Source organism: Pseudomonas alvandae (assembly GCF_019141525.1).
Lineage (GTDB): Bacteria > Pseudomonadota > Gammaproteobacteria > Pseudomonadales > Pseudomonadaceae > Aquipseudomonas > Aquipseudomonas alvandae.
The window spans coordinates 6,152,230-6,176,670 of record NZ_CP077080.1 but is presented as its reverse complement, the minus strand read 5'-3'; the positions used below and the strand labels follow the sequence as shown (position 1 = coordinate 6,176,670).

Here is a 24,441-nt window from a genome sequence, read left to right as displayed (position 1 = left end):
TGCGGAAGGTGTCGCCGATGAGATCGAAAAAGGCCTGATCGGCCATGGAACCGAATGCGGGATCGGCGCCACCCACTGAGCGTCCGAAACCACGCTCCCGGTTTGTCATGAAAGTAGAAGCCCCGACCAATGCGCACATTGCCGTCAATCTCGCCCAGGCCGTTTCGGCAGTCGCGGGCGTTGGCAGGCCTGTGGAATCGACGCAGGTCGCGCAGTCCAATTCGATGGAGGAGGTCGGCATGACCTTCAGTCATCACGTGGAGCGCAACACCAAGGCGCTGAGCCAGCGGCGCATTCGCAACGCCCGCAGTGAGGTGGGCCGGACACGGGTCGAAACCCGCGAGCAGTTGGAAGAGTGGTACGACCAGCTTGGCCATCCAGGCAAGCAGAGCCTGAGTGCCATGGCGGCCCAGGCCGGTGTGCTGCTGATGGGCGAGCCGGTATTGGAAGAGGTGGTGCAGTCTACCGGCGGCGATCCGGCCCGGACTGACCTGATCCTCCAGCAAACGTTGCTGGACGCCGAGGCGCAAGGTCGTCTTGTCGAGGCCAAGCGCGCCCGCGACTACCTGCAACTGCTGCGCGAGCGTTACGGTGCGCAGATCCAGGCCGGCATGAACATCGCCGAGGCCCTGCGTGCCGCCGGTGGCGATCCTGAATTGCGCCAGGCGGTACGTCGCCTCTATTACGACACCGTGGTGCTCAAGCAATCGTTGCCGACCATGATGCAGGCGTTGCTTGGCCTGTTCGGCGAAACGGCATTCGTGTCCGGGCTGGACATGATGCGCCGCGCGCTGGCCGACGACATCGCCGCCCACGCGCCTTCGCGGCCTACGCCCTTGCTGCGTACGCTGCTGATCGGCCTGGCTGCCTCGACGCAACTGGGCAGCGTGCTGCAAAGCTGTCGCCGTCTGCTGGAGCAACTGGCCTACAGTTGCCCGTCCAGCCAGCTCACCGCCGTCCTGCTGCTGCAACGCATGCTCGGGTTTGTCAGCAGCGGCCTGTCTTCGGCGGAAGTGCGGCGTATCGGTCGCGAACTGGGAGGGGACGAGGAGCATGATCAACTGGTTTCCTTGAACGGCTTGTATCCCTTGCTCAAGCGCTTGCCGTTGGCGCTCTGGCGAGATGCGAAAAGCCGCCAGACCGCGCTGAAGAATCTGCTGGTGCTGCTCGATGAGCGTTCCCGTGGCGAGACCCGTGGACAGACCGCCGAACCGGTCATTGGGGCGCGGTCATGATTGCCCTGCTGAACAAGGTCGCCAACGCGGCGGTGCGGCGTATCGAAGTGGCCGGGGCGTTCGTCGTGCTTGGCATCGTGTTCATGCTGATCCTGCCGCTGCCGACCTCAGTCGTCGATGCGCTGATCGCCATCAACATCTGTATTTCCTGCCTGTTGATCGTGCTCTCGTTGTACCTGCCACGACCGCTGGCGTTTTCCTCGTTTCCAGCGGTGCTGCTGCTGACCACGTTGTTCCGCTTGGCACTGTCGGTGGCGACCACGCGGTTGATCCTGCTCCAGGGCGACGCTGGCCATATCGTCCAGGCGTTCGGCAATTTCGTGGTCGGGGGCAACCTGGCCGTCGGGCTGGTGATCTTTCTCATCCTCACGGTGGTCAACTTCCTGGTGATCACCAAGGGCTCGGAGCGGGTTGCCGAAGTGGCGGCGCGGTTCACCCTGGACGCCTTGCCGGGCAAGCAGATGTCCATCGACAGCGACCTGCGGGCCAACCTGATCGACGTCAGCGAAGCGCGCCGTCGTCGCGAGGAATTGAACAAGGAAAGCCAATTGTTCGGGGCGATGGACGGGGCGATGAAGTTCGTCAAGGGCGACGCCATCGCCGGCCTGGTGATCGTGGTGATCAACCTCATCGGCGGCTTTTCGGTCGGCATGGTCCAGCACGATATGAGCGCGTCCGAGTCGATGCACTTGTATGCCGTGTTGACCATCGGCGACGGCCTCATTGCGCAAATTCCGGCACTGCTGATTTCCCTCACCGCCGGCATGATCATCACCCGCGTATCGCCGGAAGGGCAGCCGGCGGGCAGCAGCGTCGGCAAGGAAATCGCCAAGCAATTGACCGCCGAACCCAAGGCCTGGGTCATCGCTTCGGTGGGCATGCTCGGCTTCGCCGCGTTGCCCGGCATGCCGACGCTGGTGTTCATCGTCATTGCCGTGATCACCGGCACGGCGGGCATCGTCCAGCTGTATGGCCGCGCGCGACAGGCGCGCGAGGGCGAGCAGCCTCAAGCCAGCGTCACACCGGAGCAGAATGGCGCCGAGGATTTGCGCAGCTTCGACCCGACCCGTGCCTATCTCTTGCAGTTCTCCAAGTCGATGCAAGGCAACCCGGCCGCCGACGAGGTCATCCAGGCGATCCGCAAGAAACGCAACGCGCTGGTCGCCGGTTTCGGCCTGACCTTGCCGCCGTTCGAGATCGAATACAGCGCGCGCCTGGAGGACGACGAATTCCGCTTCTGCGTGCACGAGGTGCCGATGCTGCGCGCCACGTTTGGAGATCGCGTAGCCGTCGCCCGCGGGCCGTTGCCGTTCGAACCGCAGGATGCCCGGGTCGGCAGCGAAGTACGCGACGAGCATCAATGGCTCTGGCTGGCGCCCGGCGACCCGTTGCTGGCGGACGAACGCGTGGAAGCGGTACCGGCGGGAGAGTTGCTGGTGGAACGCATGAGCCGCGCCATGTTTGCCACCGGGCCGCAGTTCCTCGGCTTGCAAGAGAGCAAGTCGATTCTCAGTTGGCTCGAAGCGGGCCAGCCAGAGCTGGTGCAGGAACTGCAACGAACCATGCCCCTGGCCCGTTTCGCTGCCGTGCTGCAACGCCTGGCGGGCGAAGGCGTGCCGCTGCGGGCGGTGCGGCTGATCGCCGAGTCGTTGATCGAGCACGGCCAGCACGAGCGTGACGTCGGCGCGCTGACCGACTACGCGCGCATCGCCTTGAAGTCGCAAATCTACCACCAGTACCGCGATGAAAACGGCCTGCACGTCTGGCTGCTGACGCCAGAGACCGAAGGGTTGCTGCGCGACGCGCTGCGCCAGACCCAGACCGAAACCTTCTTTGCCCTGGAGAGCGTGCACACCCGCGCCCTGGTCCTGCAACTGCGCGAAGGTTTCCCGCTGCGGGCCAAGCGGACGGCGGTGCTGTTGGTGGCGCAGGACTTGCGCGCGCCGCTGCGGGATCTGTTGCGCGACGAGTTCAACCATGTGCCGGTGCTGGCCTTCAGCGAGTTGCACAGCAATGCCCAGGTCACCGTGCTGGGGCGCTTTGATCTAGAGCAGGAAACCCTCCAGATCGAGGATGCCGCATGACGTGTTCTTGCGCTTGGCGCGCCAGCCGCGATGCCAGGCGTAGCGATGTGAAACCAGGCGCGTCCGATGGCCTGGCTGTGACAGTGGACGAGGGCCGCCCGTGCCCCGTTGTTCAAGCGGATTGTCGGCGCACTTCGGTCGCGCCTTGAGGAAATTGGCCATGTTCGAGCTACGCGTATTGAGTGGTCTGCACCGGGGGGCGGCATTGCCGCTGGTGGGTGAGCAATGGGTTGTCGGGGCGGCGGAAGACGCCGATCTCGCGCTCTACGACCCAGGCATCTGCGGGCGTCACGCTGCCGTCAGCCTAGTCCAGGGCCAGTGGCTGCTGGCGTCGCTGGAGGGCGTGGTTTGCAACGGACAAGGCCAGCCTTGGGCCGCGACCGAGCCTTTGCCAGGCAATACACCTTTTTCCATCGCCGGCGTCTGGTTGTGCCTGGCCCCGGCCGATCAGCCTTGGCCTGAAGAAGCGGCACTGGATGACGCTGCGCACTTGACGGCGGACCGCGAAACCCAAAAAACCGCGGCACGGCCGTCGTGGCCCAAGCGCCTGGGAATCGCTGCGGCGGTGATCACCGTCGCCTCCAGCGCGTGGGCCTTTACCAGCCAACCGGCACCGACGGTAGCGCCCAGCGCGGCGCAGCAGCACAAGCCGGCCAAGGCTGCATTGGACACAGTGGAGGCGGTTCGCCTGGAGCTGGATCGCATGCTCCAGGAGCGCGACCTGGATGCCAATGTCCGGGTCGAGGTCCAGGACGGTCGGCTGGCGCTGGTGGGCGAGCTGCCGCGCCAGCGCCTGGCGGTGGTCGAGCGGCTGATGGAGCGTTTCCACGCTCGCTACGATACGTCAGTGGAGATCACGGCCAGCGTCAAGGAACGGCTGACGCAGCTGCCATTCCAGATCGCCCAGATTGTCGGCGGCAAGCGTGGTCACGTCGTCACCTCCGACGGTCGTCGGCTGTTCCTCGGCGATCAGATCGACGGTCTGCGACTGACCGCCATCGACAGCGGCAAAGTCACTTTCGAAGGCGAGCAGCGCTACGAGGTGACCTGGTGATGCACGCCGCCATCGGCCGATTGGAGACCTGGGAAGCCGGGCAGCGGGCACGCCTGCGCCGATTCGCGCCGGTCATGGTGCGCGGACGGGTGCAGCGGGTCAGCGGGATCTTGTTGCAGTGCCGGCTGCCGGGGGCGCAGATCGGTGACCTCTGCCAGGTCGAGCGTGACGGGCGTGAGCCATTGCTCGCCGAGATCGTCGGCTTCGACCAGCACGACGCCTTGCTCAGCGCCCTGGGCGGCCTGGAAGGTGTCCGGGTCGGCGCGGCGGTGGAGCCGCTGGGCATGCCGCATCGGGTGACCGTCGGCCCGCAGCTGCTGGGGCAGGTGCTGGATGGCTTTGGCCGGCCTTTGCTTGAGGATGGCGTAGGCGCGTTCGCCGGGCCTCAAGTGCCGGACGCCTCGCAAGTGATCGGCGAAGCCCCGCCGCCGACCGCGCGGCCGCGCATCCAGCGACCGTTGATGACTGGCGTACGCGCCATCGACGGCGCGCTGACGCTCGGCGAAGGCCAGCGGGTCGGGCTGTTCGCCGGCGCCGGTTGCGGCAAGACCACGTTGTTGGCGGAGATCGCCCGCAACGTTGAATGTGATGTGATCGTTTTCGGGCTGATCGGCGAGCGCGGTCGCGAGCTGCGGGAATTCCTCGACCATGAACTGGATGATGAACTGCGGGCCCGTGCGGTCCTGGTGTGCGCCACGTCCGACCGTTCCAGCATGGAGCGCGCCCGCGCGGCATTCACCGCCACGGCCCTGGCCGAGGGCTTTCGTGCCCGGGGCCAGCGGGTCCTGCTGCTCATAGATTCGCTGACCCGGTTCGCCCGCGCCCAACGGGAAATCGGCCTGGCGGCGGGCGAGCCATTGGGGCGCGGCGGCCTGCCTCCTTCGGTCTATAGCTTGTTGCCGCGCCTGGTGGAGCGGGCGGGGCTGAGCAATGACGGGGCGATCACCGCGCTCTATACCGTGCTCATCGAGCAGGACTCCATGAACGATCCGGTGGCGGACGAAGTCCGTTCGCTGCTCGACGGCCACATCGTCCTGTCGCGCAAACTCGCGGAGCGCGGTCATTACCCGGCCATCGACGTGCTTGCCAGCCTGTCGCGAACCTTGGCCAATGTGGCCGAGGCCGAGCACCTGCGCGCGGGCATCAATCTGCGCCGCTTGCTGTCGGCCTACGATCAGATCGAGCTGATGCTGCGCCTGGGCGAATACCAGGCCGGCGCCGACCCCTTGACCGACCTGGCGGTGGAGTCGCGCGGTGCCCTGGACGCATTCCTGCGCCAGGACCTGCGCGAGCCCGAGCCGTTTGCGTCGACGCTCGCCCATCTCCAGCAGTTGACCGCTTATGTCCCGGGCTGATCTGGACGCCCTGGCGCCAGTGCGTCGGCACCGCGAGGCGCAAGCCGAACGGGCCTGGCGCCAACAGCGCGACCTATTGCGCGAGCGCGAAGCAGCGGTCGCCGCGGCACGGGTGCGCTGGCAGGCCGCGAGCGAGCAGCAGGCAGCGCAGCGCGAGGCGTTATACGGCGAGCACCGTGGCCGCGCGCTGAGCGTCTGCGAACTTAACGCCTGGAGCACCGAGGAGCGACGCTTGATCGGCGAATTGGCCGAGCAAGCGCAGGCCTTGCAGGCGCTCGACGACGAACAGGCGCAACAGGCACGCGACACCGAAGCCGCCCAGCAGCGTTTGCAAGGGCGCAGGCGTGACCTGGAAAAGCTCAGCGCAATGATGGATTACCTGGTGGAGGTCTCCGGTGATGAATGAACGCTCTTTGCACGGTGGACCGTCGCCCCATGGCGCCCCTGCGGCGGCCCCTGTTCGTCACGCGCCGAATGCGTATGAGCAACCGCTTGCCCAAGTGAGCCGGGCCAGTCGCCCAGTGGCGCGCGAGCCTTTGCCTGCCACCGGGCGCGACCCCGAGGTGACGGCAGAACGCAGCGACGGCTACTGGTTTCGCCAGTGGGTCGATGCGCCGCGGGGCGGCTCCGAGGACGACATGGCAGGCACCGGCTCCCTATCGGGGTTGGTGAATCTGGAGGGTGGTGAAGTGGAGGCATTTGTCGATCAGCTCTCGCCACGCCTCCAGGCCACCCTCGACCAGCAACTGGACCTGCTGCTGCACCTTCCTCATCTGGGCCGGATCAGGGTGACTGCCCAGCGGCTGGGCGGGACGTCCGGTTGGGACATCGGCCTGAGCGGCGAAAGCGAAGAGACGCGCGCGCGGCTGTCGAGTCGAACCGGGCGCCTCGAAGAGGCACTGGCCCAAAGCCTGGGCCAACCGGTGGTGGTGCGCGTGACCCACGAAGAAGAGGCGAGCGTGACATGAGCGTACAGGCTTTGGCGCTGCCACCGATGAGCGGCGATGACGCCGTCGCCCGGCAGCGATTGGGAACGGGCGTCAGCTTATCTTTCGAGGTGGCGGGCGAGACGGGCTTGCTGGAACTGACCCTGGACAGCGGCGCCGTGGGAGGCGAGTCGTGTTTGTTCGAGTGCACCCATGGCGTCTTGGCGCTTGACGAGCCGGGGCCGCTGCTCAGCTTGTTCGGCGAATGTCCGGTGGTCCTGCCGGCCGAGCCTGGGCCGGACGATGCCTGGTTCTGGGCGCTGTTCCAGCAAACCTTGAGCGAGCCGCTGCGCCAGGCGTTCGGTTTTCTCAAGCCAACCACCGGCCCCGCGGTCCGGGGCATTCCCTGCCGGCTCGAAGCACGGCTGGGCGCGGCCCATGCGACGAGTCACCTGGAACTGGCCGGGCCGACCTTGCTGGGATTGCTTCGCGCAGCGCCTTGGCAGCGGCGGACAACCCCGGTGGACGATCATTTTGCGCTGCACGTTCCATTGCCGCTGGGGCACCTCGCGCTGGCGGCCGGGCAAGTGTCGGCGCTGCGCCCCGGTGACGTGCTGGTGCCGGAAACCGCCTTGTTCGACCCATCCGGCCAAGGGCTGGTTCGCCTCGGCCGGCACTGCCTGCGGGTCGGGGTGTACAGCCGCTCCGCGCCGTTGCGCCTGACCTTGCTCGCTCTGGAGGAGACCGATATGAGTACCACCGCTGACACCGATATCCTGACCCCCGACTGGGACGATACCGCCCGCTACGAACCCGACGCAGAGGCGCCCGAGGCGACGGGTTTCGCGGCGCCTGACGATGCCGAAGCTGTAGCCGCAGAGACGCCGGTGCAGGCGCCGGTGGCCGGCGACGAGCGCTTCGGCGACTTGCCCCTGGCGCTGACGATACGCTGCGGTCACTTGAGCCTGACCCTGGGCGAACTGCGCAACCTGGCGCCCGGCGCGGTGCTCCAGGTCCAGGGCGTGGCACCGGGTGCGGCGACGTTGTTCCATGGTGAACGGGCCTTGGCCCAGGGTGAACTGGTGGACGTCGAGGGTCGGCTCGGCCTGCAAGTCACTCGCGTGGATGTGGCTGGATGAGCTTCCAGGGGGTCGACCCCTTTCTGCTGGCGCTGTTCATCGGCGGGATCTCATTGGTTCCGCTGCTGCTGATCATCTGCAGCGCCTTTCTCAAGATCGCCATCGTGCTGACCATCACCCGCAACGCCATCGGCGTGCAGCAGGTGCCGCCGAACATGGCGCTCTACGCCATCGCCCTGGCCGCGACGCTGTTCATCATGGCGCCGGTCGGTCACAACATCGCCGAGCAACTGAAGGAGCAGCCGCTGGATTTCAGCAGCACCGAGGCGCTGCAGGGCTCGGCCTTGAACGCGGTCAAGCCGTTGCAAGCGTTCATGTCGCGCAATACCAACCCGGACATCCTCACCCATCTGCTGGAAAACACCCAGCGGATGTGGCCCAAGGAGCGCGCCGAGCAAGCCAGTCGCGATGACCTGATGCTGCTTATCCCGGCCTTCATGCTGTCGGAGCTCGAAGCGGGTTTCCAGATGGGGTTCCTGATCTACATCCCGTTCATCGTCATTGACCTGATTGTGTCCAACCTGCTGCTGGCGCTCGGCATGCAGATGGTCGCGCCGATGACCATCTCGTTGCCGCTCAAGCTGCTGATCTTCGTGCTCGTGCAGGGTTGGACGCAGTTGCTCGACAGCCTTTTCTATTCCTATCTTTGAGGGCCTGCGATGGACGCGCTGACGTTGTTCAAGGAAGGCATGCTGTTGGTGGTGCTGCTGTCCGCGCCTCCCTTGATCGTCGCGGTGATCGTTGGCGTGCTGACCTCCCTGGTGCAGGCGTTGATGCAGATCCAGGACCAGACCTTGCCGTTCGGGATCAAGCTGGTGGCGGTGGGACTGACCTTGTTGGTCACCGGTCGCTGGATTGGCGGCGAGCTGCTGGGGCTGTTGCGCCGGGCATTTGAAATGATGGCCAGCACCTGATGACGGCCCAGGCGTTCGTCCCGTATTTCGACTTGCTGCTGTCGATCGCCCTCGGCATGGCGCGCATTTATCCGGTGGCGTACCTGGTCCCGGTGTTCTGCTTCCAGCATCTGCGAGGCTTGCCGCGCCATGCCGTGGTGTTCGCCCTGGGCATGTTGCCCGCGCCGGGTATTCGCCAGGCGTTGATTGACGCACAGGCCGACTGGCTGACCCTTGGCGGGCTGATGTTCAAGGAGGTGCTGCTGGGCCTGCTCCTGGGTGTGCTGCTGGCGATGCCGTTCTGGCTCTACGAATCGGTGGGGGCCTTGCTCGACAACCAGCGCGGCGCGCTCATCGGCGGGCAATTGAACCCGGCCCTCGGCACGGATACGACGCCCTTGGGCCATCTGTTCAAGGAAATGACGATCCTGTTGCTGGTCGCCACCTTGGGCATCGGCACGTTGACCCAGGTGATCTGGGACAGCTACCTGGTGTGGTCGCCCACGGTCTGGTTCCCGTTGCCCGGCGCGGATGGCTTTGGTGTGTTCCTCGGGCTGCTCGGCGAAATGTTCATGCACATGATGCTCTACGCCGCGCCCTTCATCGGCTTGCTATTGCTGGTGGAGTTCGCCCTGGCCTTGCTCAGCCTGTACAGCCCGCAATTGCAGGTGTTCGTCCTCGCCATGCCGGCCAAGAGCCTGGTCGGCCTGGGCTTCCTGCTGTTTTACCTGCCGACGTTGTGGGACGCGATGACCGGCCGTCTCAGCCGATACGGGGAAATCCGCCATCTGCTGCATCTGTTGATACCGGCGCCCTGAAGGAGGGGCTCGTTCATGAGCGAAGACAGCGGCGAAAAGACCAAGCAGGCGACACCGAAGAAAATCCGCGACGCGCGCAAGAAGGGTCAGGTCGGCCAGAGCCAGGATTTGAGCAGCCTGCTGGTGCTCACGGCAATCACCGAAGTGGCGTTGACCCAGGCCGACAGCAGCATGCAGGCGCTGGGCGACATGGTCGCGTTCCCGCTGCACCGGTTGGACGTCGACTTCGTGCGCGCCTTCGAGGAAACCCTGGCCCACGCCGGCGGGGTGTTGCTCAACTTCACCTTGATGACCGTGGGGTTGGCCATTGCCACGCGGCTGATCGCCGGTTGGGTACAGTTTGGCTTCCTGTTCGCGCCCGAGGCCCTTCAACCTGATCCGAACCGTCTGAATCCGCTGAACCAGGCCCAGCAGATGTTCTCCGCCCAGGCGCTGATCCAGTTGTTCATGGGCCTGGTCAAGGCAGTGTTCATCGCCAGCGTGCTTTACCTGGTGACGATGCCGGCCCTCGGCTCGTTGATCAGCCTGGTCAATGGCGACCTGAACGGGTATTGGCGCGGGCTGGCCGGCCTGTTCCGGCACATCATGCACATCTGCCTGGGCGTGTTGCTGGTGCTGGCGATCCTCGATTTCGGCCTGCAGAAATACTTCTTCGCCAAGCGGCTGCGCATGAGCGAAGAGGAGGTGCGCAAAGAGTTCAAGGAAATGGAAGGCGACCCCCACGTCAAGATGCACCGCCGCAGCCTGGCCCGACAGTTGATCGACCAGCCCGCCAGCCAGGAAACCAAGCCGGTGGAGGAAGCCGACATGTTGGTGGTCAACCCGACTCACTATGCCGTCGCGTTGTTCTATCGTCCCGAGCAGACGCCGTTGCCGCAGTTGATCACCAAAGGTGTCGATGCCGATGCCCGCGCGCTGATCGAGCGGGCCAAGGCTGCGCGCGTCCCGGTGATCCAGTGCATCTGGCTCGCGCGAACGATCTACCGCGAAGACGTTGGCGGTTATATCCCGAGGGAAACGCTCCAGGCCGTCGCGCACATCTATCGGGTCCTGCGCGAGCTGGACGACGAGGCCCAGGGCGAGGTGATCGAAATTCCGGAATTGAACCTGCGCTGAGGCCGATGGAACCGATGCATACGCGGGCGCCACTCAGGTAGTGAGTCGGACTCGCCCGGGCGATGCCGGCTTGCCAACCGTGCGCATTGCACGCCCATCGACTCGAGGAGATTTTCCATGCCTGAACCCAATCCGCTGTCCATAAGGGGCACCGGTGCCCTGCATGGCGCCGAAGGTTTGCACTCATCGCGCTCACCCTCGTTGAGCCAGCAACCTCGCGACGCCCAGCAGCGCACCGGCACCCAAAGCCTGCATGGGCTGGGACGTTCATCATCGGTCCCCCCTGCGGTGCACCAACGTGGCCGGCCCCGCACTCGGGGCGCGAACCGCACGGCGGCGTCCGACGATCGGCCGCTGGATGACACGCAAAGGTCCAGCTCCACGCCACCGCCTCGCGCGCCCGACTCGTTCATGAGCGAGATGGAGACCCGTCAGAAAGCGCTGATGGAAAAGCAGTTCCAGATGCAGATGGGAATGGAGGAGCGTCAAAGCACCATGGTGCTGGTCAAAAGCTCCGCCGACATGGCCAAGTTGATGAGCGATACGGTGACGGAGGTGACCAAGGGCTTCATGGACAGCGCCAGGAAAGTCATGCAGGAGGGCGGTGAAGCGATGAAGCTTCGGTAAGGACCGTAATCACTCAGGAGAAACCGTGGCGAGGGGATTTATCCCCGCTGGGCTGCGCAGCAGCCCCCAAAGCAACGAACTCATTTTAATTGGAACACCGAGTTGTCTGGTTGGGGGCTGCTTCGCACCCCAGCGGGGATAAATCCCCTCGCCACGGTTTTCGTTTGGCTAGACCAGCCGGGCACGGCTCGCGTTGAGCGAGGCTGGACGTGAAGCCGTGGGTGCTGCGGACGGCATCCAGCGTGTACGCACCTCGCCGACCTGGCCGATGAAACCCACGACCCAATGGCAGAATTGCGCTTCATCGAGCATCGACAATGGGCAGTGGGCACACAAGCGAACGGTGCCCTTATCGTCCAGGGCCAGCCAACTGCCGGCGAGCAAGTCCAATCGAAAGTTGAGCTCCAGCAAGCGCTTGTGCAGGCCGGGCATATGGGCTGGCACGTCGACCGCGCAGTGGAGGATGGCGAGATCGCCATGTTCGGGCAGCTCGATGACCACGGCTTCGCGGTTGCTCGCGTCATACAACGCACAGACGCCGCCCTCCAGCTGAAGGTCCGCATTCAAGTGTTCCGCTAGGGCCGCGATCAGGCGCTGGGCGATGGGTGGAGCGGTCATGGAAAATCTCCTCAACAAAAAATCATGAACCCTCGCCACAGGTGAGCCAGATCCGTGGCCAGGCAGCTCGTTAATAAGCCACCGAATAATCGTCGAGGTCTTCCAGGCCCAGCAGCGCCAACTGCCGGGACTGGATCTCGTCGAGCATTTGCGACGATATCGGTGATTCCGGCAGGGCCTGCCAAACCACCAATGCGCGCTGCGGATCAAGAAACAGGAACAGCTGCGCGTAGTCTCCCGGCTGGGCGAAACGTCGTTCGAGCGCGTGCTGCATCTGGTTCGCCCGCAGCGCCTGGCTGTGCACTTGCAAGGCCAGCCCCACGCTGTGAGGTTCGCGTCGCAGGCAGAATTCGATGCCCGGGGCAATTTCCCAATACGTCGCGATGCCGGCGATGATGTTTTTCTGAAAAGCCTGGCGCGTGCTTACGCTGTGTACCGAAAAAGACATACCGTTTCAGTTCTCCAGTGGAACGACCGTGTGGTCGAGCGGGTGTTCAGGTGTACCCAGGCCGCCGCGCATGCCCGGCGACCACCAGATCACCAGCCGGCCGGTGTCGGGTTCGGCGCGGTCGCAGGCATCGCCCTGGCAGCCCCAGCGGCTTGCGCAGCCGGCGAACACCGGCAGGCTCAGCAATAAGACGAGTAGCTTCAACGTGCGACTCATGGCGTGGTCCTCGCACTGGTTTGCAGGAGAGAAGAGCGTCCGCCGCCTGGCGTGCGCTTGGGTTGTTTCATGACGACGAAGACTTCCGTTTCTTCGCCCGGCTCAAGCCACACCTTCGGCCAGGCGGAAGCCGCCAGGGTCCAACGGGTGCTGCAGCTCGCCTCGTCGAAGCGCAGCCGATGACTGCCCTCGTTGCGCACCACGCCCACGGCGATTCCGTAGTCGGGGCCGGCGAACCATTGGGCTCTCGTGGCGTCCAGGGACAAGCCAGGCTGCAACGCACACAGCGTGTCGGGTGAATAGGGGATCGAGGCGGCCTGCTTGAATGTCGCCGGGATATTGCCGTCGGCCAGTTGCGCGAGGACATCGCTGACCTCGACGCGACCGACGGGGCGGGTGCCGTTGCGCCGCTCTTCCAGGCGCGCCATGGCGCTGTCCACTTGTTCACGGTCGAGTGCTGAGATGTAGCGAGCCGGGTCGACCTGGTCACCGATCAGGCGGGGCGTGAGGATGAACACCCGTTCGCGGCGACTGGTCTCGCGCGTGGTCGAGGAGAACAGCAGCGGTCCGATCAGCGGGATACGCCCCAGCCACGGCACTCGCTCAAGGTTGTCCCCGGTTTCTTCGGTATGAAAGCCACCCACCACCAACGAGCGGCTTTCACCCATCACTGCCTGGGTGCTGACCACGCCCCGGCGCACGCTGGGGGTCTGTTGCCCGACTTCCGAGGGTTCGATGCGACCGTCCTCGATGTCCAGGGACATCTGGATCTGGTTGCGGCCACCGGTTTCGATGGCGTGGGGCACGACCTGCAGGCTGGTGCCGGCCGTGATGGGCTCGACGGTGGCCACGCGTTCGCCGATGGCGGAGATGTACTCGGTCTTGCTGAAGTCGATGACCGCCGGCTGGTTTTCCAGGGTCAACACCGATGGATTGGCCACCACCGAGGCCAGGCCGCGACCTTCCAGGGCGCGCAGTTGCGCGGAGAAATCGCCGTAGTCCTGGATGAACACCGTCGAGCTGGCGCCGGGACGAATCATCGAGGCACCACCAATCAGATCGCCGCTTTCAACGTTCCAGTTCGACGCCAGCTCGGCCAGTTGGGTACGGTCGATGTCGAGGATGATCGCGTCGATCTCCACGAGCTTGCGCGGCACGTCCACATCACGAATCAGCGGCGTATAGATCTCCCGCCGTTTGGGTGAGTCGTAGATGAGCACCGCGTTGTTGCGCACGTCGGCTTCGACGCGGATCCGGCCGCGGCCGCCGCTGCCCCCGTTCCCGCCGGGCTGCACGCGGTTGGTGTTCGGACGCCCCATGCCGTTCAACGCCAATTGCTCGATGTTGCCCATGCTCATGGATTGCTGGGTCTGCATGTTCTGGAACGCCGCTTGGGGCGAGGCCGCCTGCATCCCTCCGGAAACGGCGCTGCGGCTTTCCAGCAGGCCTTTGAGGATGGTCGCGACCCCGGGAATCACCAGCGTATCGCCCCGGTACTTGACGCTGCGGTCGGCGGCGGTGGCGTAGCGCAGCGGGAAGCTGATCACTTCCTGCTTCTCTTCCGGTGTCTTGCGTGCTTCGGCGAACTGCGCCACCAGGCGCACGTAGCGTTCCGGGCCGGAGACCAGGACCACGCCTTCGTCGGGCAACTCGCCCCAACCGAAGCGCGGGTCCAGCAGGCCGATGTCGATCAAGGCTTGCTTCATGTCCGGTGCCGCGTCGGCGGACACTTCCAGGCGCTTGGAGTCCTGGTTCTGCAACGGGCTGACGTACAAGGTGTTGCCGTACATGAACCACTGGAAGCGATTTTCCAGGCCGAGCCGATCGAGGAACGCCTGGGGACTTTCAGCGCGCATCCGGCCGTCGACGGTGCCTTTCACGGTGCCGTCGAGCACCAGTTGCACGCCGAAGGTGTTGGCAAAGTCGCCGAGTACCTTGGGCAGTGGCGTGTTCTGGGCATCGTAGGCGTACGGCGTGTTCTTCCAGTCGGTCGGTACTGCCGCCTCTGTCGGCATGCCCGCGCCCAGCGCGCCGGCCAAGGCCAGGGCGAGCAACGAGGCTTTCGTCCAACGACGCGCGATCGACCGGCGAAGAACTGCCTTGCCAGCGGACAACGAAGGGTACGGTGCTAGCCACCTGTTAGGCATGGCGGATTCCTGTTCCGAGCAAGTGAAAATGCGAGGGACGTTGCGCGACGGCACGTGGGCTTTTATGAAGGGCCGACTGCCAGGTGTCCCGCTGGTTGAGCAAGGCTTCAAGGGTTTCGAGCAAATCGTCGAGGTGTGCGTCCTGGGCCAGGTGCGCCAGTAGCCATAACCGGTCCTCCTGGGGCGAACGGGCCAGCGCACCGGGAAACCGCGAGAGGCTTGGGTGCGCTAGCCGCAGGACGTCTTCCAGGGACGCTTCGTTGCCCAGCGCGACGTTCAACTCGACCGACACCAGCAAGCCGGCTTCGAGCGTGTTGAAAACCGCTTCGCCATCGTCGACGACAAGGGCGAAATGCTCGGGGCCATCGACGCTGGCGCGCCAGCGGGCGAGCTGTGTGCGCAGCTCATGGCATTGCATCGATGATCGCCTTGGCGAGGTTGTGGTGGGCGGTGGTCTGTTGAGTGGCCGCGTTCACCGCGACCGACATGCCGTTCATGCTGGTGAAGAACGAATGCATGTCGTCCAGCGATTGGCTCTCTGCGGCATTGATCGCCGCGTTGTTGACGTTATCGGTGGCGCGCTGGAAGTAGGTGTCGAGGCGGCGCTGCAAGGCATCGATAGAAGACATGGACGGTTCCTCCGAGATAGGCGTATTCACCGGATGAGTGGTGGTTACGCCAGTGGCGGTTCCGCGAAAAGCGAGGAAAAAGATCGGAGGGGAGGCGTGAGACTCTTCAGGGGCGCGCAATCCCCGTGGCGAGGGAGCTTGCTCCCGCTGGCCTGCGAAGCAGGCCCCTATTTGTTCGGCGATAAATCGCATTAGCCGGTTTTACGACTGCTGCGCAGCCGAGCGGGAGCAAGCTCCCTCGCCACGGGATCGTGGTGCTACCGCTGCGGTTCAGGCAGGCGCAACGCGTTGACGGCTGTTTCCCAATCGAGCAGGAACGTCCCCCCCGGCGTTTCCAGCTTCAGTTGGTGGACCTCCAGGTTGGCGTCCGCGACGGGCGTCCAGGGACGTTCGCCTGCCGCGCCCAGGCTTTGCGCCAGGCGCGCCAGGTCATCGGGATGGCAGCGAAGGGTGGCCTCGATCGGGTCGTCTTGGCGGGTCGCAAGCTGACGCACGAGCGCATCGATCCGTGCCTGCTCCGGGACATCGTCCAGTAGCGTCCCCAGGGCCTCGTTGACCAATTGCGCGGCGCTGGTCTCGATTCGTTCCCACATGGCCTGGCGCTGGCTTTCCCAAGCGGCAAGCACGGTTTCGGCGTTCTCCCAGAATCGGACTTGGGCCTCGATCACTGCCGCGTCGGCCTGCTCGGCGGCGTGTGCGATCAACTGCGCGGCCTGTGCCTGGGCGTGTTCGAGTACGGCCTGGGCACGGCCACAATCCACCAGGGTTTCATAAGGGATGTAAGGCTGTTGCAAGCCTCGACCTTCGGGGCGTAGTTCAAGCGAGCGCCGGGCGAGCATCGTGCATCTCCGTTTGGGTGGTCGCTGGCGCCAGGCTTTGCTCGGCTTTCCAGCAGGCGGACTGCCAGAGCGTGTTGAGCTTGGCGACGGGCGGCCGTGGGGTGGGCTGCGATTCGAGGGCGACGATCCGGCTGCGAGGAAAGGCCAGGCGCACCCGCTCCCAGGTCCGCTCTCCCAGCCAGGCGCGTAGCAGTACAAGCGAATCCTGGTCCTGTTCGAGCCAATGGCCAGGACGCAGTGCCTTGGCGGTACGCTCGCACCAAGCCTGATCCTGTGGGCAAAGCTCGGCGGATACCGTTAGCGGCGAGCACGTGTTCGCCACCAATCGACAAGCAAGATGCAGGATCCGGGGCGTGCCACAACATAGCGAAAGTACTGAAGGATCGGGCGGTGGCGGCGTGCAAGGCGTGATGCCAAAACGGCGCGCCAGTGCGGCATGATGCCCTCGCGCCAAGGCGTCCAGTTGGGGGGCGGTCAACAGGCGAAGGGCTGGCGGATACCAGTCCCGATCGGCCTCGCGCCACGCAAGACTCCACCAGCGAACCCAATCGAGCGTCGGATTCATGCCGCCGTCCCGTTGTTGTCAGGCTTGGCCCCCGGGGATTTCACTGCGAACAGGGACGGTGTCGCGCCGCTCGGTTGCGGCGCCGGCGTTCCAGCCTTGCGATCGAGAAAACGCGGCAACACCAGCACGCCGTTGCGCCACAACCGATAGACGCCGTACAAGACGCCGGCCAGGAGCCCGAGCAAGGTGACGCTGGCCGCAACGGTCACCGCTCGCCAATAACCGACGTCTTCGGCCTGCATGAGGAACGGTCCGAAATACGCCATCTTGCGCCGCTCCTGATAAGCCGCGGCGGGCACGAAGACCACCGACAGCTTGGCCGGGTTTTGGGCCGCGTCGGCCATGCCGGGGATCCCGCTGGCGACCAGGTTGCGCACGCGCGGCGTGATGCTGTCGGGATCGAGGGCGCTGGTGTGCTTGATGAACACCGAGGCCGATGCCGGTTGGACCGGTTCGCCTGGAGCGACCCGTTCCGGCAGGACCACATGGACCCGGGCGAGCACCACGCCATCGATTTGCGACAGCGTAGATTCAAGCTCCTGGGACAGTGCGTAGATGTAGCGGGCGCGCTCTTCCATCGGCGTTGAAATCACCCCTTCCTTGCGGAAGATCTCCCCCAGGCTGGAGCGCGACCGGCGTGGCAGGCCGGCCGCTTCCAGCACCTGCACGGCGCTGTTCATGTCGGCCGGCTCGACCAGCACGGTCAGCCCGTCCTTGTCGATCTGCTTGCTGGCCTCGACGTTCTTGTTCGCCAGTTCGGCGATCACTTCATTGGCATCCTGCTCGGAGAGATGACTGTGCAGCGCGGTCCTTTCGTCGCAACCGGCGAGCAACAGGCACAGCACTAGAGATGAGAATGCGCGCATGAACATGACCGGCTTCCCTTTACTGGAGATTGGTGAGCTTCTCGATGGCCTGGGAGCCCTTGCTGACGATCTTCGCGGTCATCAGGCTCTCCAGATGGAAGGACGACAGCGACCGGTTCGACTGCAACATGTCTTGCGGATCGGCGGTGCGGATGGCCTTGAGCATGTCGCGGTTGGCGCGATCATCCAGCCGCTGCAATTCGCCGGAGCGGCTGGACAGCGAATCGATGATCCTCGCCGCGACGTTGTTTTCGCTGTCGGGGACTGGCGGTTTTTCATGCATCTGCGCGTTGAACCAGCTGACATCGCTGGTCTCGGCTCGCGCGTGGGGGCTGCCGCCAGGCTTGGCAGCGGTGGAGGCAACGCTGGTCGTGTCGAGGGCTTGGATGGTCATGGATTTTCTCCAATTTCAGGGTGGGCTTCAGGCGTACATCAGCTTCAAGACGTTGCGAGCGCTACCGGTGACGCTCAGGTGAAACTCGACTTCTTCCCGGCTGCGTCGGCCGCGCCGCATCATCGGGGTGTGCTGGCCGGACAGGCGGGCGAGGGCGAGGTCCAATTCTTCCAGGGCAAGTTGGAACAACCGGGTTTCGCGGGCATCCAGGGACGCGCCGCAGGCAACGCGTTCGGTCCATGTCCACTGCTCTGCATCGGGGCCTGTTGGTGATGGATAGCGCGTCGGGTGCTGGTCCATGAATCGTGCGACTTCGAACAGCAGGTCCAGGTCCTCTGGTTCATAGCGCGCCTGCCGTTCCTCTTCGTCAATGTCCAGCAGCGTCAGCAGTTTCCTCCGGCCCAGGACCGCAATGATCTGCAGCAGCAGCGACAGGCTCGTGTCATGACGACTGCGCCGCGTGGCGTGTTCGCCCTCCATCTCCCAGGCGCCGAACAGCGCGCCACAGAACGGGTTATTGGCGTTGCCGAAGTCGCTCTGGCTGTCGACATCGTTGTCGCCGATGGGCTGCCGGCGATGGGCGAGCATCTGCGCCAGGTCGTTGAACAGGTCTTCGTTGGAATAGGCGTCATCGATGTCCACGTCGAGCGTGGAGCCGGTGCCACCGTTGATCTCTTCAAGAATGTCTTCGAGCACCAGGTGCAGAGGCGCTTCGGTCTCTGCCGCCAGTCTGTCCTGTGGGCTGGGCAGGCCTGGCCGGGACTGGCCGCCTGTCGAGCCGTGCTCACTGCCCCATTGCACGAGCGATTCGCGCAGCCGGTTGCCCGCACCCGGCTGTGCCAGATGTTCGGCGAGCAGATTCGCCAGGCCCGCCGAGGTCGAGGTGGGGCGCTGCGTCGTGTCGTCGCGGGGCAAGTCCCTGGGAGCGTGAAGGCTGTCGGGCGTATGGATCTGCATAGGGCCTCCTCTCATCGCACGTGAGGTTCCCCGCCGGAGCGGGGCTGGAGCGAGAGGGTCAGAATCGTATGTTTTTCGACGCCTCCCCCATGGCGGTGATGGCCTTGGTCGCGCTGTCCATCGACTCCGCTGAAATGGCATTCATGGTGTCGGCGACCAGTTTTTTCTGGTCGAATTGGGATTTCATGGTCGTCATCGCCGCCGACGTGGCGTCCATCTGCTGCATGGCAGCCATGGAGGCGGCGAGAGAAGCTCCACCGAAACTCATAGTCGTATCTCCGGATTGTGGAATGGCGAGACGATCGTGAACGTCTCGACGGTTAAGTGGCGACCGCTACGCAAACGGTTCCACCGATCCACTCAACTCGAGGAGATTTGCAGGCACTTCATCCGGTAATACAGCGTGCGCCGGGCGATGCCCAGCTCAGCGATGACTTTGTCGATGCAGTGATGGTGACGGCGCATGCAGTCTTCGATGAGGATCTTTTCGAACTGCTGCAAGTGTTCCTTCAGCTTGAGCGTCGAGCTGTTGTGCTCCAGCTGCTCGGCGCGGGGCAGTGCCGGGAGGCCGAGCACGTAGCGCTTGGCGGCCGATTGCAACTCGCGAATGTTTCCGGGCCAGGCGTAGCCGAGCAACTGGCGCAGCAGCGCTGGCGACGGTGCGACATAGGGGCGGTCCAGCGCCTGGGCTTCGCGCCGCACGAGGGTCTGGAACAGCGGCACGATGCGCTCCTTGCGGCTGCGCAGCGGCGGCAACTTGAGGCTGATGATGTTCAGGCGAAAATAGAGATCCCGGCGAAATTCGCCGCGTTCGACCATGTCCGCCAATGGGCTTTGGGCCGAGGCGATCACTCGCATGTCCACCGGGATGTTCTGGGTCGAGCCCAGCCGCTGCACCGTCCTCGACTCCAGGACACGCAGCAGCTTGGCTTGCAGCCCCAGCGGCATGCTGTCGATTTCATCCAGGTACAGGGTGCCGTTGTGCGCGGCTTCGACGAACCCCGCGCGATTCTGGCTGGCCCCGGTGAATGCCCCGGTGTTGGCCCCGAAGAGCTGGCTCTCCGCCAGGGATTCGGGAATGGCGGCGCAGTTGATGGCGACGAATTTACCGGGACGGCCGGACATGCTGTGGATCTTTTCCGCCAGGGTGTCCTTGCCAGTGCCGGTTTCGCCGCGCAACAGCACATCGACCCCTAGCGGGGCCACGCACTGGGCAAACGCCTCAAGGTTGAGAGCATCCTCTTTGGTGGGAGTGGAAAGTGCAGCGCATAGCAACTTTTGCATCACTGACGATTCCATTTTTTGTTTGGTTTAGGAGGGTCGACAAGTAAAACGATGAAAAGGCGTGTACAACTTCCTCGATATATAGCGCCGCCGCGCAACCGAATAGGTGATCAACATCTGCTGTACGGGTTTAGAGAAGCGATTAAAGAAAAGTTCACGTAGGGGCGGCGGTTGTTAATCGATTCAGCTCGACGGTCGAAGCGCCTCGAAAACCGCTGAGCAACCCGGCTGGCCTGGGGCTTGAAGGCAAAAAAGAGGCGTATCGGGCGCGCTTGGGAAAATTGGATCCGACAAACGGTTCAGCTAAAACGGTCACTTTGAGCAAGAGCTCTAGAAAAGAGCAAGTGCTCAACTTCGCGCGGCGAGGCTGGGCATCTTGCCAATACGTATCGTAGTTTGATTAGATCAATTCGAAGTCGACCATGTGCAATAACAGCCCACCGCGAGCGTATGGGTCGCGTTAACTTCCCGGTTAACACTTAGTGCTTCGAGAATCGGTTCGATAAAGCTGTTGCTCGAGTTGCACGTCAAGCCCTCGCTGTAAGGCCCGAAATACGCCAGCTTGCCAGCGCGGTCCCAGATCGCCACCGCGGGACTGGCAGGAATCTGCCCCGAGCCGGGCAACGCGGCCAGGGGCTTGAGGTGGGTCAGGTTGGTGGGTAGGTGGCCTTGGCTGCCGGTTTTCTGAACCGCATAGAACTCGACCCCTTGGGCTGAGTATTTGTCGATCAGCTCGGAAAGGTGCTGCTGGTTGCCGACGTTGCACGGGCAGGCCGGATCCCAGAAATGCACCAGGCGGATCGCGCCGGGGCCGGCCAGGTCGGGAGGCAGGCGCAGAGGATCGCCGGAAAACACCGCGGTATGCTGGCTGAACGCCCGGAGGAAGCGCCCCTGGAACCAGTCATAGGCGAACCACAGCACGGCGGCGCACCCGAGGGCGATAAGGCTGGCAAGCAAGGTCGTGCGGTGGGACGAGCGCATGGAGTCGATCCTCTGAAGCGGCGTAGCTTGCCATGCCTGGCGCGACAGATGAATATCGCAGGCTCATAAAGCCTGTTTCGCGCGATGCGCTTTTGCCTGGACTCTTGATGCCTGCCTCTTTCGACCCCGATCAACTGCGCGCCAGCCTGCAACCGCTGGCGCAATGGCAACCTCTTTCTGCGCAAGCGCAGGCCTATCAGCGCTTCTATGGACTGGATTTCCCGACACATACCTTGCGTCGAGGCCTGGGGCGCTTTGAGCGCGCCGGGTATGAATTGGTAGGCCAGGTGTGGTGGCCGGAAAAGGCCGTGGCGACCTTGTTCCTCTTTCACGGTTATTACGACCATATGGGGTTGTATCGACACCTGATCGAGTGGGCACTGGATCAGCAATTCGCGGTCATCAGCTGCGATCTGCCGGGCCATGGCCTGTCGGGTGGAGAGCGCGCCAGCATCGGCGATTTCGCCGACTACCAGGCAACGCTGCAAGGCCTGCTGGCTGAGGCCGGAACGCTGGATTTGCCGCAACCCTGGCACCTGTGCGGACAAAGCACCGGCGGTGCGATCGTAGTGGACCATGTGCTCAACCAGGGCGCGCAAAGTCCGGCCCAGGGCCAGGTCATCCTGTTGTCGCCCTTGGTGCGACCTCGGGCCTGGGGCTGGTCACGCCTCAGTTATTACCTGCTCAAGCCGTTCGTGACCGGCATTGCCCGGCGCTTCAGCGAGAACTCCACCGATCCGGATTTCCTGCCATTCCTGCAAGCCGACCCACTGCAACCGCTGCGCCTGCCCACCGCGTGGGTCGGCGCGCTGGCGCAATGGATCAAGCGTATCGAGGCGGCGCCGAGCAGCTCGCGCCAGCCGCTGATCGTGCAGGGGCAGGCGGACATGACCGTGGATTGGCGGCATAACCTGCAGGTGTTGCGCGGTAAGTTCGACCGGCCGCAAGTGTTGATGCTGCCCGAAGGACGGCATCACTTGGCGAACGAGGCGCTGGAGATTCGGCAGGAGATGTTTGGGTTCTTGACCAAGCGGATGAGCCGGGATCGGCGGTGACTGGGCTACCGTCAATCGCGAGCAAGCTCGCTCCCACAATGGAACTGTGCATTCAGTCCCTGTGGGAGCGAGCTTGCTCGCGATAGCGGTGCTGAACTACTGCCCCAGGTTCTGCCCCACCGCCAACCCCGCCCGAATCGCCGCCAAGGCGGCTTGGTAATACGCCTGCCCCTCGGCCGACTCGGCGAAGGTGGCGAACTCTTCCAGCTCGGTGTCGCTCAGGTCGCGGTAGACGTACAGCAGCGTATTGTTCAGGTCTGCGCCGATCTGGTCCATCAGGCGCTGGCGCTGGCCGTTCAGCATGCCTTGGGCCTGGCCGCCGCCCAGCAGGCCGGGAATCATCGAGCTCAGGCTGTCGGCGGCCACGCCGGCGATCGCCAGGCTGACTTCGGCACCCGCTTCACGGGCGGGCAGCGCCTGGGCCAGGTGGCCGATGATCAGCAGGCGGTTGTCGCTGGCTTGCATCTTCGGCAGGCCCTTGGCGTTCTTCGCCAATTGATCGCGGCGAGTGGCAAGCAGTTCGGCTGCGACAACTTTACGGCCCAGCGGCGTCTGGAAAAAGCTCAGGGCCGGGTTCGGGTCGGCCAGTTTCTTGCGCAGTTGGGCCTCGGCCCGTTGATCCATGGCCTGGGGCGCGAAACGCTGATTGCTGTTGTTCACCAGCGCCTGGAACACCGCCGGCGGCAGGCTGCTCTGGTAACGCTGCTGCGCGGCGCTCAAGGCGTCATTGAAATGCGCCCGTTGTTCCGGCCAGCCGGCGACCTTGTACAACTGGTCGTAGCTGTCTGCCCAGGCGGGCAAAACGCAGAACATCAACAGTGAGAAAAGCAAACGGCGCATAGGGACTCCTGTCAGCAGCGGACTATTCTCCGTGGGGTACGGGAACTTGTCGAGAATTCGTATCAAGTTCGTACGGCGGTGCTACCTGGCGTGGCTGATCTGCTGCGCGGCGCTGTCGGTTTTGCAGGCACAGGAATACTATGCGCGCCATGCAAATACCTTCTGATCATCCGTTGCTGTTACGTATCGTCGACGACCTGGCCGAGCGCGGCTGGTCGCAGCAGAACATCTTCCTGCCGGATGCGCTGACGCGTGCCCTGGCGGCTGAATGCCGCCAGCGCGCCGTTGAAGGCGAACTGGCCCCGGCCGCCGTCGGGCGCGGGCCGTTTTCCGAGATTCGAGAGGGTATTCGGGGTGATCGCATCCAGTGGATCGAGCCTGGCCAGGTCGACGCCTGCGATCGTTACCTGGCGCTGATGGACAGCCTGCGCGAGGCCTTGAACCGTGGGTTGTTCCTGGGCTTGGAGGATTTCGAAAGCCACTTTGCCCTGTATCCGCCGGGTGCGTTCTATCTCAAGCACGTCGACCGATTCCGGGATGATGACCGGCGCATGGTCTCGGCGGTGCTCTATCTCAACGACGCCTGGTTGCCGGAGCACGGTGGTCAATTGCGCATGTACCTGGATGACGGCGTGGAACATGACGTGGTGCCCACGGGCGGCTGCCTGGTGGTGTTTCTCTCCGGGGACATCCCCCACGAAGTCCTGCCGGCCACCCGTGATCGCCTGTCGTTGACCGGTTGGTTCCGGCGTCGCGGCAACGAGTTGTTCTGAACATGGAAAAAATCCTCGTCAGCCGCTGCTTGCTCGGTCACCGCGTACGCTACGACGGTGGCGCCAGTGGCCCGTTCGATCAGCTCCAGCAATGGCTCGCCGAGGGTCGGGTCGTACCGCTGTGCCCGGAAGTCGCCGGCGGCTTGCCCACGCCTCGGGCGGCGGCGGAGATTCCCGGTGGGCAGGGTGCGCAGGTGCTCGATGGCGACGCGGCGGTGATTACCACCGACGGCGAGGATGTGACCGTGCAGTTTCTGTCCGGTGCGCATCAGGCTTTGGATCTGGTGCGCGAACACGGCATCCGGATCGCTGTGCTCAAGGCCAATAGCCCGTCTTGCGGCAACCTGCTGACTTATGACGGCACGTTCAGTGGTGTGAAAGTCGGTGGCGAAGGCGTGACGGCGGCGTTGCTCAAGCGGCATGGCGTACGGGTGTTCAATGAACTGGAATTGGCGGAAGCGGCTTCGGCGCTAAAAGCGTTGGCCGCAAAATAATTGCGGCGAATCGCTTTTTTGTGGCGAGGGGATTTATCCCCGCTGGGGTGCGAAGCGCCCCCAAAAAATATCGGCCGCAGCAGCGCAT

30 protein-coding genes are annotated in these 24,441 nt (G+C 64.3%); 15 read left to right on the top strand and 15 right to left on the bottom strand.

Translation table 11 applies throughout. The features are described 5' to 3' along the window. Nucleotides 1–107 precede the first annotated feature (107 nt). From KSS97_RS27685 to KSS97_RS27630, 12 genes are all read left to right on the top strand, one after another. Nucleotides 108–1,235, top strand: coding sequence for a TyeA family type III secretion system gatekeeper subunit (locus KSS97_RS27685; RefSeq protein WP_198796917.1), 1,128 nt, complete (start codon nucleotides 108–110; stop codon nucleotides 1,233–1,235). Then, entirely contained in the window at nucleotides 1,232–3,319 is a 2,088-nt protein-coding gene (gene sctV / locus KSS97_RS27680; protein WP_217860580.1) for a type III secretion system export apparatus subunit SctV, read from the top strand. The genes KSS97_RS27685 and sctV overlap by 4 nt, the downstream gene beginning before the upstream one ends. A gap of 160 nt (nucleotides 3,320–3,479) precedes the next feature. Next, on the top strand, nucleotides 3,480–4,373 hold the full coding sequence (locus tag KSS97_RS27675) for an FHA domain-containing protein (RefSeq protein ID WP_030138411.1): 894 nt from the start codon (nucleotides 3,480–3,482) through the stop codon (nucleotides 4,371–4,373). Next, nucleotides 4,373–5,728, top strand: a complete 1,356-nt coding sequence (locus KSS97_RS27670) for a FliI/YscN family ATPase (RefSeq protein ID WP_217860579.1) — start codon at nucleotides 4,373–4,375, stop codon at nucleotides 5,726–5,728. Before KSS97_RS27675 ends, KSS97_RS27670 begins: the two co-directional genes overlap by 1 nt. Beyond that, nucleotides 5,715–6,134, top strand: a complete 420-nt coding sequence (locus tag KSS97_RS27665; protein WP_030138409.1) for a hypothetical protein — start codon at nucleotides 5,715–5,717, stop codon at nucleotides 6,132–6,134. Before KSS97_RS27670 ends, KSS97_RS27665 begins: the two co-directional genes overlap by 14 nt. Continuing rightward, nucleotides 6,127–6,696, top strand: a complete 570-nt coding sequence (locus tag KSS97_RS27660; RefSeq protein WP_225936076.1) for a type III secretion system HrpP C-terminal domain-containing protein — start codon at nucleotides 6,127–6,129, stop codon at nucleotides 6,694–6,696. Before KSS97_RS27665 ends, KSS97_RS27660 begins: the two co-directional genes overlap by 8 nt. Next, nucleotides 6,693–7,793: a type III secretion system cytoplasmic ring protein SctQ gene (gene sctQ / locus KSS97_RS27655; protein WP_217860578.1), complete on the top strand. Its 1,101-nt coding sequence runs from the start codon at nucleotides 6,693–6,695 to the stop codon at nucleotides 7,791–7,793. The genes KSS97_RS27660 and sctQ overlap by 4 nt, the downstream gene beginning before the upstream one ends. Then, nucleotides 7,790–8,443, top strand: coding sequence for a type III secretion system export apparatus subunit SctR (gene sctR, locus KSS97_RS27650; protein ID WP_030138406.1), 654 nt, complete (start codon nucleotides 7,790–7,792; stop codon nucleotides 8,441–8,443). Before sctQ ends, sctR begins: the two co-directional genes overlap by 4 nt. A 9-nt stretch (nucleotides 8,444–8,452) precedes the next feature. Then, nucleotides 8,453–8,707, top strand: coding sequence for a type III secretion system export apparatus subunit SctS (gene sctS / locus KSS97_RS27645; RefSeq protein WP_030138405.1), 255 nt, complete (start codon nucleotides 8,453–8,455; stop codon nucleotides 8,705–8,707). Beyond that, nucleotides 8,707–9,504, top strand: a complete 798-nt coding sequence (gene sctT, locus KSS97_RS27640; protein ID WP_030138404.1) for a type III secretion system export apparatus subunit SctT — start codon at nucleotides 8,707–8,709, stop codon at nucleotides 9,502–9,504. Before sctS ends, sctT begins: the two co-directional genes overlap by 1 nt. 15 nt (nucleotides 9,505–9,519) lie before the next feature. After that, a complete protein-coding gene (gene sctU, locus KSS97_RS27635) occupies nucleotides 9,520–10,620 on the top strand; it encodes a type III secretion system export apparatus subunit SctU (RefSeq protein WP_217860577.1) in 1,101 nt (366 codons plus the stop codon). Nucleotides 10,621–10,737: 117 nt separating this feature from the next. Further along, nucleotides 10,738–11,247: a type III effector gene (locus KSS97_RS27630; RefSeq protein ID WP_217860576.1), complete on the top strand. Its 510-nt coding sequence runs from the start codon at nucleotides 10,738–10,740 to the stop codon at nucleotides 11,245–11,247. 168 nt (nucleotides 11,248–11,415) lie between these two features. On the opposite strand, the gene KSS97_RS27625 is transcribed toward KSS97_RS27630, so the two are convergent. The 14 genes from KSS97_RS27625 to KSS97_RS27560 all read right to left on the bottom strand — a co-directional run bounded on the left by KSS97_RS27625 (nucleotide 11,416) and on the right by KSS97_RS27560 (nucleotide 21,191). Continuing rightward, complete coding sequence (locus KSS97_RS27625; RefSeq protein ID WP_030138401.1) at nucleotides 11,416–11,865, bottom strand: type III secretion system chaperone; 450 nt, start codon at nucleotides 11,863–11,865, stop codon at nucleotides 11,416–11,418. A 70-nt stretch (nucleotides 11,866–11,935) separates the two neighbouring features. Next, on the bottom strand, nucleotides 11,936–12,313 hold the full coding sequence (locus KSS97_RS27620) for a hypothetical protein (protein ID WP_030138400.1): 378 nt from the start codon (nucleotides 12,311–12,313) through the stop codon (nucleotides 11,936–11,938). Between the two features lie 6 nt (nucleotides 12,314–12,319). Further along, nucleotides 12,320–12,529 (bottom strand): HrpT family type III secretion system protein, encoded by a 210-nt coding sequence (hrpT, locus tag KSS97_RS27615; RefSeq protein ID WP_217860575.1) that lies wholly within the window; start codon nucleotides 12,527–12,529, stop codon nucleotides 12,320–12,322. Beyond that, the gene (gene sctC / locus KSS97_RS27610) at nucleotides 12,526–14,676 is read right to left on the bottom strand and encodes a type III secretion system outer membrane ring subunit SctC (protein WP_033864418.1); all 2,151 of its coding nucleotides are present in this window, start codon (nucleotides 14,674–14,676) and stop codon (nucleotides 12,526–12,528) included. The genes hrpT and sctC overlap by 4 nt, the downstream gene beginning before the upstream one ends. Then, nucleotides 14,669–15,094: a type III secretion system chaperone gene (locus tag KSS97_RS27605; RefSeq protein WP_217860574.1), complete on the bottom strand. Its 426-nt coding sequence runs from the start codon at nucleotides 15,092–15,094 to the stop codon at nucleotides 14,669–14,671. The genes sctC and KSS97_RS27605 overlap by 8 nt, the downstream gene beginning before the upstream one ends. Next, nucleotides 15,081–15,305 carry a type III secretion protein gene (locus tag KSS97_RS27600; RefSeq protein WP_030138396.1) on the bottom strand — a complete coding sequence of 75 codons (225 nt, stop codon included), beginning with the start codon at nucleotides 15,303–15,305 and terminating at the stop codon, nucleotides 15,081–15,083. The genes KSS97_RS27605 and KSS97_RS27600 overlap by 14 nt, the downstream gene beginning before the upstream one ends. Before the next feature lie 257 nt (nucleotides 15,306–15,562). Then, nucleotides 15,563–16,144 (bottom strand): type III secretion system stator protein SctL, encoded by a 582-nt coding sequence (gene sctL, locus KSS97_RS27595; RefSeq protein ID WP_030138395.1) that lies wholly within the window; start codon nucleotides 16,142–16,144, stop codon nucleotides 15,563–15,565. Next, the gene (locus KSS97_RS27590) at nucleotides 16,122–16,709 is read right to left on the bottom strand and encodes a hypothetical protein (protein ID WP_217860573.1); all 588 of its coding nucleotides are present in this window, start codon (nucleotides 16,707–16,709) and stop codon (nucleotides 16,122–16,124) included. Before KSS97_RS27590 ends, sctL begins: the two co-directional genes overlap by 23 nt. Further along, complete coding sequence (gene sctJ, locus KSS97_RS27585; RefSeq protein ID WP_217860572.1) at nucleotides 16,706–17,581, bottom strand: type III secretion system inner membrane ring lipoprotein SctJ; 876 nt, start codon at nucleotides 17,579–17,581, stop codon at nucleotides 16,706–16,708. Before sctJ ends, KSS97_RS27590 begins: the two co-directional genes overlap by 4 nt. A 13-nt stretch (nucleotides 17,582–17,594) precedes the next feature. Beyond that, nucleotides 17,595–17,969 (bottom strand): type III secretion system inner rod subunit SctI, encoded by a 375-nt coding sequence (gene sctI, locus KSS97_RS27580; RefSeq protein WP_030138392.1) that lies wholly within the window; start codon nucleotides 17,967–17,969, stop codon nucleotides 17,595–17,597. Between the two features lie 27 nt (nucleotides 17,970–17,996). Beyond that, the gene (locus KSS97_RS27575) at nucleotides 17,997–18,926 is read right to left on the bottom strand and encodes a type III secretion protein (protein WP_217860571.1); all 930 of its coding nucleotides are present in this window, start codon (nucleotides 18,924–18,926) and stop codon (nucleotides 17,997–17,999) included. Between the two features lie 58 nt (nucleotides 18,927–18,984). After that, nucleotides 18,985–19,218: a type III secretion system major pilin HrpA gene (locus KSS97_RS27570; protein ID WP_486526341.1), complete on the bottom strand. Its 234-nt coding sequence runs from the start codon at nucleotides 19,216–19,218 to the stop codon at nucleotides 18,985–18,987. Nucleotides 19,219–19,286: 68 nt separating this feature from the next. Beyond that, on the bottom strand, nucleotides 19,287–20,210 hold the full coding sequence (locus KSS97_RS27565) for a sigma 54-interacting transcriptional regulator (RefSeq protein WP_198796904.1): 924 nt from the start codon (nucleotides 20,208–20,210) through the stop codon (nucleotides 19,287–19,289). A 405-nt stretch (nucleotides 20,211–20,615) separates the two neighbouring features. Beyond that, nucleotides 20,616–21,191, bottom strand: a complete 576-nt coding sequence (locus tag KSS97_RS27560; protein ID WP_198796903.1) for a DUF6436 domain-containing protein — start codon at nucleotides 21,189–21,191, stop codon at nucleotides 20,616–20,618. Nucleotides 21,192–21,298: 107 nt separating this feature from the next. Between KSS97_RS27560 and bipL the strand changes: the two genes are divergently transcribed. Then, entirely contained in the window at nucleotides 21,299–22,246 is a 948-nt protein-coding gene (gene bipL, locus KSS97_RS27555; protein ID WP_030138387.1) for a phospholipase BipL, read from the top strand. A gap of 96 nt (nucleotides 22,247–22,342) precedes the next feature. Here bipL and KSS97_RS27550 read toward each other — a convergent pair whose 3' ends face one another. Next, entirely contained in the window at nucleotides 22,343–23,086 is a 744-nt protein-coding gene (locus tag KSS97_RS27550; protein ID WP_030138386.1) for a DUF2059 domain-containing protein, read from the bottom strand. Between the two features lie 140 nt (nucleotides 23,087–23,226). Between KSS97_RS27550 and KSS97_RS27545 the strand changes: the two genes are divergently transcribed. Both KSS97_RS27545 and KSS97_RS27540 read left to right on the top strand, forming a co-directional pair. Next, nucleotides 23,227–23,859, top strand: a complete 633-nt coding sequence (locus KSS97_RS27545) for a 2OG-Fe(II) oxygenase (RefSeq protein WP_030138385.1) — start codon at nucleotides 23,227–23,229, stop codon at nucleotides 23,857–23,859. Nucleotides 23,860–23,861: 2 nt separating this feature from the next. Beyond that, nucleotides 23,862–24,353 carry a 2-thiouracil desulfurase family protein gene (locus KSS97_RS27540; protein WP_217860570.1) on the top strand — a complete coding sequence of 164 codons (492 nt, stop codon included), beginning with the start codon at nucleotides 23,862–23,864 and terminating at the stop codon, nucleotides 24,351–24,353. Nucleotides 24,354–24,441 lie beyond the last annotated feature (88 nt).